Raw genomic sequence first — 10,750 nt, 5'->3', positions numbered from 1 at the left:
AGTGCAGCCACAGGCCGCTGGCCCGACGAACAGTGCAGCCACAGGCCGCTGGCCCGACGAACAGTGCAGCCACAGGCCGCTGGCCCGACGAACAGTGCAGCCACAGGCCGCTGGCCCGACGAACAGTCCGGCCGCGACGGCTGGCCCGGCGAACAGTGCAGCCACAGGCGGCTGGCCCGACGAACGGTCCGGCCGCGCCGGCTGGCCCGAGCGATCGGGCCAGCCGGACCACGGTCGGTGTCAGCCGGTCGTGCAGACGGTGCCGTTGAGGGTGAACGCGGTGGGCAGTACGTTCGGGCCGCTGTACGCCCCGACGAAGCCGGCGCTCACGCTGCCGCCGGCGGCGATCTGCCGGTTGTCGTCGGTGGGCGTGACCCGGACGGCGGTGCCGGTCTGCTCCCAGGTGGCGCTCCACCCGCTGCTCACCTGCTGCCAGCCGGTGGGCCAGGTCCAGGTGAGTGTCCAGCCGTTGATCGGGCTGGTCCCGTTGTTGATGATCTCGACACCGCCGATGTAGCCGTTGCCCCAGTCGTTGGCGGTGGTGAAGCGGACGGTGCACGCGCCCTCGGCGGGGCTGCCGGTGGCGAAGGTGAGCGGCGGTGAGGCCCAGGACACCCGGCCGGCGGTGTCGCGGGCCAGCACGTTGACTGTGTATCTGCTGCCCGGCACCAGGTTGGCGACACTGAACGAGGTGGTCGTGGACTCGCCGAGTTGCTCGCTGACCGCGCCGTGCTGCCGGTACACCTCGTACTTGGCGATCGGGCTGCGCCCCGGCGTCGCCGCCGGCCAGGAGATCGTCGCGGCGCGGTCGGTGACGTCACTGGCGGTCGGCTGGCCCGGCGCCGAGGGGCGGCCGGCGGTCGCGCCGGCCGGGCGCAGCACGAGCGTCGTCAACGAGTACGCCGGCAGCGTCCGACTGGTCGCGGAGCCGGACTGGCTGGTGGCGATGCCGGTGGCGCCGTTGGTGAGGGTGGAGACGGTCGGCGCGGCGGCGGACGGGGTGAACCCGGCGTAGTCGATGGCGACCTGATGCGCCGCGTCCGGGTCCTTGTTCACAAGCAGCACCGCGAGATCGCCGTTGCTCCGGCGCACGGCATGCGCGGTGACAAGCGGTTCGTCGGTGCCGGCGCGAATGAACTGGTCGCCGGCCTTGGCGAACAGTTTCATCATGGTCAGGCCGTGGTACGGCGCGAACGGTGTGTTCAGTGGCGGCTCGCAGACCGAGCCGTCCGCGGTGCAGGTGCCGCTGGAGAGCATCCCGAAGTCGTTGTAGTCGGTCTGGCCGGCCACCTCCGACACGGTGCCGATGCCGTTGTGCACGTTCCACCAGTGGACGGTGAAGATGCCGTTCTCCAGCAGCTCGCTGTAGGCGTCGGCCAGGAACAGCGCGGCCGGTTGGGTGGTCCGGCCGGCGTCGACGTTCACCTCGGTGAGACTGATGCCGATGCGGTCGGCGTTCGGGCCGGCGTACCGGCTGATCTGCTGCCGGAGCAGGTACGTCGCGTCGGGGATGTGGCTGGTGCGGGCCAGGGACTCGGCGGCGGTGCCGCCCGGGTACCAGTGCACGTCCACGAAGTCGATCTTCGGGCCGGCGAGGGAGAGCACTGTCTGGTTCCACGGGCCGGGATCGCTGCCGGCGGTGATCCCGTCCGGCCAGTTGCCCGGCATCGTCAGCACCGCGCCGACCTTGATGCTCGGGTCGACCGCCTTCATCGCGTCGGCGTACTCGACGACCAGCCGCGCGTACTGTGTAGCGCTCTTGTCCGGGTGGTCGTCGGCCTCCCAGGCCGACCCGTAGTGGCCGTTGCCGTAGTTCTCGTTGCCGACCGTCCAGTACCGCGCGCCGTAGCCCTTTGTCACGTTGGCGTACCGCACCCAGTCGGCCGCCTCGGCGGGAGTTCCGGTGCCGTAGTTCGCGATGATCATTGGTTGCGCGCCGACCCGCTGGACAGCTGCCATGAAGGTGTCGAAGTCGGTCCCCGGCGCGACGTAGCCGCCGGGCGCGGTGTGGTCCTTCCAGTGGTAGATGTCGGCGTACGACCCGCCGGGGTAACGCATCATCTGCACACCGGCGTCGCGCAGCAGGTCAGACGTGCCGGTGGCGCCGAGGTTCTGGTCCCAGATGGCGTGGTTGACGCCCAGCGCGGTGTCGGGCACGGTCGCCAGCCCCGCGCGGGCGTTGACGGTCACGGTGATCGGGTCGGGAGCCGCGCTGGCCGTCGGTGGGTTGATGCCGGCGAGCGCGGTCGCGGCGAGCAGCGCGCTCGCCACCAAAGATGCGCGCCTCTTCTGGTTCTGCATGGGCTGGGGTTCCTTCGCGGGAATGAGTGCACGGATGGCTCTCGACGGTCCATCGCTCGTCGCACCGTCCCCCAGCATCCGTACCGGATCCTGGTTGCCCATTGGACGGACGTCGGCCCCGCGCGCGGCCGATCATCGACGCACAAGAATGTCACGGTCGGATCGGGAATCTCAAGACCGAGCCGGTCGACTGACGTCATACGTTACAGCTTGACGAACGGCATGTTATCGCTCACAGTCGATGTCGAGGCGAACAGCGTTCGCGGCTCGCCGGGAGAGCCCCCGCTGGTCAGCCTCGGTGTCACGACGTCCCCCGGGCATGCGGGCGTCGCATCAGGACTTGACAGCGGCTGCCGACGACGCGCGGCGGACGACGCCCGTCCGCACCCCACCAGAGCACCCAGTGCCGCCGCCGAGTCCCCGACCCAGCACAAGAGGAAGCGCCGATGAAATCAAGGATCGCACTGCTGGCCGCCGCGCTCGCGACGGCCCTGGCGACGGCGACGGCCGTGGTCACGGTCGCCACCCCAGCGTCGGCCGCGACGCTCACCCAGGTGACAAACTTCGGCACCAACCCGACGAACCTCCAGATGCACCTGTACGTGCCGGACCGGGTCGCGGCCCAGCCGGCCCTCCTCCTCGCCCTGCACTACTGCACAGGCAGTGGCCCGGCGGTGCACTCGGGTTTCGGGCTCAGCTCCCTCGCCGACCGCTACGGCTTCATCGTGATCTACCCGTCGGTGACCCGGAGCAGCAAGTGTTGGGACGTCTCCTCGCCGCAGGCGCTCCGGCGGGACGGCGGCAGCGACCCCATCGGCCTCAAGTCCATGGTCGACTACGTCCGGGGCCGCTACCCGGTCGACGCCAACCGGATCGCCGTCGGCGGGTTCTCCTCCGGCGCCATGATGACAAACGTCATGGCCGGCCTCTACCCGGACCTGTTCAATGCCGGATTCAGTTCCTCAGGGGTTCCGTTCGGCTGCTTCGCCACCACCAACGGCGCCGAGTGGAACAGCGAGTGCTCCGGCGGGCGCATCGTCCGGACCCCGCAACAGTGGGGCGATCTGGTGCGCAACGCCTACCCCGGCTACACCGGCAAACGCCCCCGGATGCAGATCTGGCACGGCACCACGGACACCACGCTGAGCTACGTCAACTTCGGCGAACAGATCAAACAGTGGACCAACGTCCAGGGCGTGTCCCAGACCCCCGCCTACACCGACTCCCCGCAGGCCAGCGCCACCCGTACCCGGTACGGCGCCACCGGCGGCACGGCCCCGGTCGAAGCCATCAGCTTCCAGGGGTACGGCCACTCGATTCCGTTCGACGCCGCGCAGGCCATCCGGTTCCTCGGGTTCGACACCACGAGTCCCACCACACCGCCGCCGAACCCGACCACCGCGCCGCCGGGCGGCACGGCGGGGCCGCTGCGCAACGTCAACGCCGGTCGATGCCTGGACGTCCCGTCGAGGTCGCAGACGAACGGCACCCGGGTGACGTTGTGGGACTGCAACGGCGGCACCAACCAGCAGTGGACGCCGACCGCCGCGAGGCAACTCCAGGTGTACGGCACGAAGTGCCTGGATGCCGAGGGCGCGGGGACCACGTCGGGCACCCGGGCGATCATCTGGGACTGCAACGGCGGCACCAACCAGCAGTGGAACCTCAACACCGACGGTACGGTCACCGGCGTGCAGTCCGGCCTGTGCCTCACGCCGAACGCCGGCGGCACCGCCAACGGCGCCCAACTGGTCCTCTCGACCTGCAACGGCACGAACAGCCAGCGGTGGACCCGAAGCTGATGCGGTGACCGACGCCGACGTACCCCGTTGGTTGCTCGTGCGGCCGGTGGCCCGGCTCGGGACGGATCCCGGGCCGGGCCTCAGCCCGGGTGGGAGTCCCGCTGCTCGGGCCCGGACTCCGAACAGCGGGACTACCAGACGCGACCCGGCCGTCGGCAACGTCCCACCCGCCCCACGCCGCGGTAGGCGTCTCCGGACCAAGAGTCAGGAGTCGACGACCGTCCGTCACGTTAGCGCTAACAGGACACGTATGTCCATAGACGATTGTCAGTGCCGAGGGGGCGTCAGTCGTGAAGGCACAGCAGGTGACGGGCCACCGTGCTCCCGCTCCCCCGTCCGCAAGGTGCCGCCGACCGGACCGGCCCACGGCTCTGCACTGTGACACCAGCCGGGGCGCCCTCGAACTCCTCGTACGCGGAAACCCGGCCTCAGGACCCGGGCTGCCCCGACGGCGCGGGCCGCCGCGGTGGTGCGGCACTGTCGCGCACGATGAGCTCGGTGGCGAGTTCGACCCGAGGGCTTTCGGTCTTCTCCCCGCCGGCGAGGCGCAGCACGGTCCGTGCGGCCAACATTCCCATCTCGGCCAGGGGCTGACGGACGGTGGTCAGCGGCGGTGAACACCACCGGACCTCCGGCAGGTCGTCGAAGCCGACCACGCTGATGTCGTCGGGCACCCGCAGCCCGCGCTTGCGGACCGCCTCGTAGACGCCGAGCGCCATCTGGTCGCTGGAGGCGAAGATGGCGGTGGGCGGGTCGGGCAGGGCCAGCAGTTGGGTACCGGCGCTGAATCCGGCCTCGTGGTAGAAGTTGCCGGGACGGATGAGGCTGTCGTCCACGGGAATGTCGGCGGCACCGAGGGCGGCACGGTAGCCGTCCATCCGCGCCCGACTGCACATCAGGTGCGGTGGCCCGGCAATGAAGCCGATACGGCGGTGGCCGAGGCTGATCAGGTACTGGGTGGCGCTCAGGCTGCCGGCCCAGTTGGTGGCGCCGATGGTGGGTGACTCCTGCGGGTCGACGCCGGCCGGGTCGATGATGACCACCGGCAGGTGAAGGCGGCGCAGCTCGGCCTGCAACGGCGGGTTCACCATCGAGGTCACGAAGATGATGCCCTCGGTGGAGCGCGTACGCATGTTGTCGAGCCACTGCTTGGCCGAGGAGATGCGCCAGTGGATGGCCGACACGACGGTGCCCACGCCGCTGGTCTGACCGACGTCCTCCACCCCACGGATGATCTCCACGGCCCACGGGCTGTCCAGGTCGTTGAAGACCAGGTCGATGAGAGCTGCGTCGGTGCGCCGGGCCGGCGACCGGCGGCGGTAGCCATGTCGGTTGAGCAGCGCCTCGACCCGTTCCCGGGTGTCCGGGGCGACGTCGGATCGTCCGTTGATGACCCGGGAGACCGTGGGCACGGAGACACCGGCCAACCGCGCGATCATCGCGATGGTGACGTTTCGGCCGTTCTCCGCACCCACGGTCGCTCCTTCGTCTGCCTCGAAGCTTCAGGTCTGCTCGCGGTGGTGCGGTGTCATCCCTTGACGCTGCCGGTGAGGCCCCCGATGAGCTGCCGTTCGGCCACGGCGTAGAAGCCCAGGGCCGGCAGCATGGACAGCACGACGTACGCGAGCACCCGCGCGGTGTCGTCGGCGTACTGGCCCTGGAACGCCTGGACCCCGACGGGGAGGGTCCACCAGCTCTGGTCGCTGAACACGACCAGCGGGAGCATGAAGTTGTTCCAGCTGGTCACGATGGCCAGCACCGACACGGTGGCGAGGGCGGGACGAGCCATCGGCAGCAGGACCCGCCAGAAGAACCCGAACGAGCCGCAACCGTCGAGGACGGCGGCCTCCTCGACCTCGGCCGGGATGGTACGGAAGAACTGGCGCAGGATGATGATGGTGATCGGCAGCCCGAAGGCGGCCTGGGGCAGGATGACGCCGAGCGGGTTGTCCAGCAGGCCCATGCCGCGCAGCAGGACGAACAGCGGCAGGATGGCCACCGCGAACGGGAACATCAGGCCGATCGCGAACAGGGTCACCAGGAACTCGCGACCCCGGAACGCGTAGCGCGCGAAGACGAACGCGGCCATCGCCGCCGCGCCGACGACGATGACGGTGCTGCTCACAGCGATGAGGAGACTGTTGCCGAGCTGCCGCCAGAACACGCCGTTGCCGAGGATTTCGAGGTAGTTCGGCACCCAGGGGTCGGGCCAGCCCAGCGGGTTGGTGGACAGTTGGCCGTTGTCCTTGAAGCCGCCGAGCACACCGAACCACACCGGCACGACGATGAGCGCGCCGACGGCGATGCAGACGAGGTGCAGCGCGACGCTGCGGGTCCGCTGGGCGCGACTCGCCGTGGCGGTCATCGCTGGCCTCCCTGGTTGGTGATCGCGCCCGCGGTGTCACGACGCAGCACGATGCGTTGGTAGAACAGGGCGAAGACGAGGCTCAGCAGGAACATGATGATGCTGATGGCGCTCGCGTAGCCGACCTCGAAGCGGCGGAAGCCGAACTGGTACATCGTGACGGCCATCGTCTCCGAGGAGTGGATCGGACCGCCGCCGGTGAGCACCCAGACCATGTCGAACAGTTGGATGGTGCCGATGACGGACAGGAACACGCTGATCCGGATCGTCGGGCCGAGCAGGGGCAGGGTGACGTGTCGGAACGCCTGCCAGGCGGAGGCACCGTCGGTGACCGCAGCCTCGGACAGCTCCTTGGGAATGCCCTGCCGGGCGGCCAGGAAGAGCATCATGTAGAGGCCGAAGTACTTCCAGGACACCACCAGGAAGACGGCGAACAGCACGGTGTCCGGGTCGGCGAAGACCGCGCCCGCGTCGGCGCCCAGCCACCGGGAGACCCCCTCGCCCAGCCCTCGGTTCGGTGAGAACACCAGGGTGAACAGGACGGCGGTGGTGACCTCGGAGAGCACGTACGGGGCGAAGAAGATCAGCCGGTAGAGGGCCCGGCCACGAAGCGGCTGGTTGAGGAGCATGGCCAGGGCCAGCGCGGCCGGCAGCTGCACGACCAGGGACAGCACCACCAGCACGAGGCCGCGCCGCAGGTCGCCGCGGAAGGTCGGGTCGGCGAAGGCGCGGGTGTAGTTGTCCAGCCCGATGAAGTTCTCCGGCAGCCCGAAGCCGTTCCACTTGTAGAGGCTGGCGTAGCCGGCCACCACGATGGGGGCGAGGACGAGTAGCACGAACAGCGCCAGGGCAGGCGCCAGGAACACGGCGAGGACGCCACCTCGGCCGGGCCGGGGCTGGCGGCCGCGCTGGCGCGCGGTGCCCGGCCCCGGTGCCGGCGGGTCGGTCGCCGTGTCGCCGCGCCTCGAGTCCGACACGGTCGATGGCCTGGTCATGCCTGCTCCACTCGGGTTCTACGGCCGGCTACGGATGGGTGGCGGGTCACGGTCAGACGGTCTTCGCCACCTGCGTGATGTCCTTGAGGATCGCCGCCGGCGACTTCTTGCCGGCGATGATCTCGGCGACGCTGTCGTTGATCTGCTGCCCGAGTGCGGGCGCGTACGCCTGGTCGAGGTAGAGCTGGAAGCCGGTGTTCTTGGCCAGGGTCTCCGCGACGACCTTGCCGTTGGCGTCGCTGATCGCCGAGGTGGCCTCCTTCACCGTGGGCAGCACCGCGCCGGTCTGCGCGGACCGCTTCTGGTTGTCGACGCTGAGCAGGAACTTCAGGAAGTCGATGGTGGCGGCCGGCGCGTCCTTGCCGACGGCGAAGCCGTTGCCACCGCCGAAGACCTCGGTCGCGGAGCCCTTGCCGCCGTCCACGGAGGGGAACGGGAAGAAGCCGAGTTTGTCGCCGAGGCCCTTCTTGCTGGTGGAGCTGGACGCCTGCACCGCCGGCGCCCACTGCCCCATCAGTTCCATGCCGGCATTGCCGTTGCCCATGGTGGCGGCCTGACCGTCGGGTGAGCCGAATTCCGCGCCGAGGAAGCCCTTCTGGAACGGCTGCAGGTCGACGAGTTCCTTGAGCCGCTCACCCGCGGCGACGAGGTCGGGGGTGTCGAAGTTCTTGCTGTCGACGGCCTTCTGCAGCGCGTCGACACCGCCGATGCGCATCGCGAGGTAGGACCAGTAGAAGTGGGCCGGCCACTTGTCCTTGCCGGCCAGCGCGACCGGAGTGATGCCGGCAGCCTTGAGCTTGCGGACCGCGTCGAGCACGCCGGTCCAGGTGGTGGGGGTCTCGGTGATGCCGGCGCGGGTGAAGAGCTCCTTGTTGTACCAGAACCCGACCATGCCGATGTCGAACGGAATGCCGTAGATCTTGCCGTCGATCGTGTACGGCTGCATGGCGGCGGGCAGGATGCCGGCGACCAGGTCCTTCACGTCGTCGGTGAGGTCCTTGACCAGGCCCGCGTCCACCTGCTGCTTGAGCACGCCACCGCCCCAGGACTGGAAGAGGTCCGGCGGGTCACCAGCCTGCGTGGCGGTGGTGAGCTTGGCCTTGAACGCCTCGTTCTCCAGGGGCTGGATGTCGATTGTGACGTTCGAGTGTGCGGTCTTGTACTCGTTGGCCACCGCCGCCCAGACCGGAAGCATCGGTTCGGTGTTCTGGATGTGCCACCAGTTGATGGTCTGCGGCGCGTTGGGGTCGCTGGACTTCTCGTCGCCGCCGCAGGCGCTCAGCAGGTACGCGCCGGCACCGGCACCGGCGAGGCCGAGCAGCGTTCGGCGGGAAACGGGCGTAGTCATGATCCATCCCTTCGGGGACTCACGGGGGTGCTCGGACACCGGCCGAGCCGGCGGGTGGGACTTATGGATCTCCGAAACTTTCATTGCTTCGCCGGTAATACCGGTCGATGGCCGGCACGCTACGAGCTGTGGCCGCAACGGTCAAGACCTCTGTCCTATTGCGAAAAGACCGGCTAGCGTAGGCAGGACTTCCAGTGTTCCGGGACCACAATTTTCCGGAAGTTCCAGACAGTCGTCCAGAGGAGCCCTCGTGTCGACCGACATCGCTAACGTGGCGACCGCTGCCCGGTCGATCCGCAACCCTGTCCTCGCCGGGTTCCACCCGGACCCGTCGATCCTGCGCGTCGACGATGACTACTACCTGGCCACCTCGACCTTCGAGTGGTACCCGGGTGTGCGTGTGCACCATTCGCGTGATCTCGTGAACTGGCGCACGCTGGGCGGGATCATCACCGACCGCCGCCTGCTCGACCTGCGCGGCTGCGGTGACTCCAACGGGGTGTGGGCGCCCGACCTGACGTACCACGACGGTCAGTTCCACCTCGTCTACAGCGACGTGGCCAGCTTCGCCAGCGGCTACTGGGACCCACAGAACTTCCTGGTCACCGCCGACGACATCGCCGGCCCCTGGTCGGATCCGGTGAAACTGCACGGGCGCGGCTTCGACGCCGCCCTGTTCCACGACGACGACGGCACCAGCTGGCTGCTGAGCATGAGCGCGGACTGGCGACCCGGCCGGGACCGCTTCGGCGGCATCGAGATCCAGCAGTACGACAGGGCCGCGCGCCGGCTGGTCGGCAGCCCCCGCATCCTGTTCACCGGCAGCCCGGTCGGGGTCACCGAGGGCCCGCACCTGTACCGCCACGACGGCTGGTACTGGCTGATCACCGCCGAGGGCGGCACCAGCTGGGAGCACCAGGTCACAGTGGCACGGTCCCGGGAGCTGTTCGGGCCGTACGAGGTGGACCCGGACGGCCCGCTGCTCAGCTCGGTGGGTCGGCCCGACCTGCGGTTGCAGAAGGCCGGTCACGGCAGTCTGGTGCACACCCAGGGCGGCGAGTGGTATCTGGCCCACCTGGTGGGTCGCCCCTACTCACCGCTGGGCAGTTGCGTGCTGGGCCGGGAGACCGCGATCCAGCGGGTCGAGTGGCCGGCGGATGGTTGGCCCCGGATCCCCGGCGGGGTGCCCGCGGACGAGGTCGTCGCGCCGGACCTGCCCGCGCACCCGTGGCCGGCGGAGCCCGACACCGACCACTTCGACGCCCCCGAGCTGGGTCTGTGCTGGTCGACGCTGCGCCGACCGGCCACTGACGACTGGATCGACCTGCGGTCTCGTCCGTCGCACCTGCGCGTGCACGGCGGGCAGTCACCGGTCGGCCGGCAGGCCCCCAGCCTGGTGGCGCGACGCGTGGAGGCGACGCACTGCTCCCTGGAGACAGTTGTGGAGTTCGACCCGGTCGACCACCGTCAGCTCGCCGGGATCACCGCCTACTACAACACCCTCAACTGGCACCACCTCTACCTGACCCGCGCCGACGACGGGCGGACGGTGCTGGAGCTGCTCAGCTCAGACAACGGGCGACGCACCCCGTACCCCGAGCTGACCGTCGACGCCAGCGGGGTCACCCGGGTCGGTCTGCGGGCGGTGTTCGACGGGCCGGTGGTGCGCTTCGACTGCGACCTCGGCGCCGGTTGGCAGCGGCTCCCTGTCGACCTGGACGCGACAATCCTGTCCGACGAGCACGCCGCGTTGATCATCGACGGCGAGCCGGCCGCGTGGGGCTTCACCGGAGCGTTCGTCGGCCTGTGGGTGCAGGATCTCGGCGGCGACGGCGTGTACGCCGACTTCGACCTGGCCACCTATCGCGAGCAGTGAGTACGCGGACGGCACCCGGTGGGTGCCGTCCGCGTTCCCGTCGCCCTAACTGACCTGGGCGGT

Annotated in this window: 7 protein-coding genes; 2 read left to right on the top strand and 5 right to left on the bottom strand. The window is 69.6% G+C overall.

What is annotated here, in order from left to right:
- Positions 1-240: 240 nt before the first annotated feature.
- On the bottom strand, positions 241-2,301 hold the full coding sequence (locus ABZU25_RS21850; protein ID WP_355031197.1) for a cellulose binding domain-containing protein: 2,061 nt from the start codon (positions 2,299-2,301) through the stop codon (positions 241-243).
- A gap of 446 nt (positions 2,302-2,747) precedes the next feature.
- Between ABZU25_RS21850 and ABZU25_RS21845 the strand changes: the two genes are divergently transcribed.
- On the top strand, positions 2,748-4,103 hold the full coding sequence (locus ABZU25_RS21845; protein ID WP_355031196.1) for a PHB depolymerase family esterase: 1,356 nt from the start codon (positions 2,748-2,750) through the stop codon (positions 4,101-4,103).
- A 428-nt stretch (positions 4,104-4,531) separates the two neighbouring features.
- On the opposite strand, the gene ABZU25_RS21840 is transcribed toward ABZU25_RS21845, so the two are convergent.
- Genes ABZU25_RS21840 through ABZU25_RS21825 form a run of 4 tightly spaced genes read right to left on the bottom strand, consistent with a single transcriptional unit; the run spans position 4,532 to position 8,811 of the window.
- Positions 4,532-5,578: a LacI family DNA-binding transcriptional regulator gene (locus tag ABZU25_RS21840; protein WP_355031195.1), complete on the bottom strand. Its 1,047-nt coding sequence runs from the start codon at positions 5,576-5,578 to the stop codon at positions 4,532-4,534.
- A 53-nt stretch (positions 5,579-5,631) separates the two neighbouring features.
- Entirely contained in the window at positions 5,632-6,468 is an 837-nt protein-coding gene (locus ABZU25_RS21835) for a carbohydrate ABC transporter permease (protein WP_355031194.1), read from the bottom strand.
- The gene (locus tag ABZU25_RS21830; protein WP_355031193.1) at positions 6,465-7,463 is read right to left on the bottom strand and encodes a sugar ABC transporter permease; all 999 of its coding nucleotides are present in this window, start codon (positions 7,461-7,463) and stop codon (positions 6,465-6,467) included. The genes ABZU25_RS21835 and ABZU25_RS21830 overlap by 4 nt, the downstream gene beginning before the upstream one ends.
- A 52-nt stretch (positions 7,464-7,515) precedes the next feature.
- Positions 7,516-8,811 carry an extracellular solute-binding protein gene (locus ABZU25_RS21825; RefSeq protein ID WP_355031192.1) on the bottom strand — a complete coding sequence of 432 codons (1,296 nt, stop codon included), beginning with the start codon at positions 8,809-8,811 and terminating at the stop codon, positions 7,516-7,518.
- Positions 8,812-9,061: 250 nt separating this feature from the next.
- Between ABZU25_RS21825 and ABZU25_RS21820 the strand changes: the two genes are divergently transcribed.
- Positions 9,062-10,687 carry a glycoside hydrolase family 43 protein gene (locus ABZU25_RS21820; RefSeq protein ID WP_355031191.1) on the top strand — a complete coding sequence of 542 codons (1,626 nt, stop codon included), beginning with the start codon at positions 9,062-9,064 and terminating at the stop codon, positions 10,685-10,687.
- Positions 10,688-10,750 lie beyond the last annotated feature (63 nt).

Source organism: Micromonospora sp. NPDC005215 (assembly GCF_040607915.1).
Taxonomy (GTDB): Bacteria; Actinomycetota; Actinomycetes; order Mycobacteriales; family Micromonosporaceae; genus Micromonospora.
The sequence above is the reverse complement of the archived record's forward strand: the minus strand, read 5'-3'. Positions and strand labels throughout refer to the sequence as shown.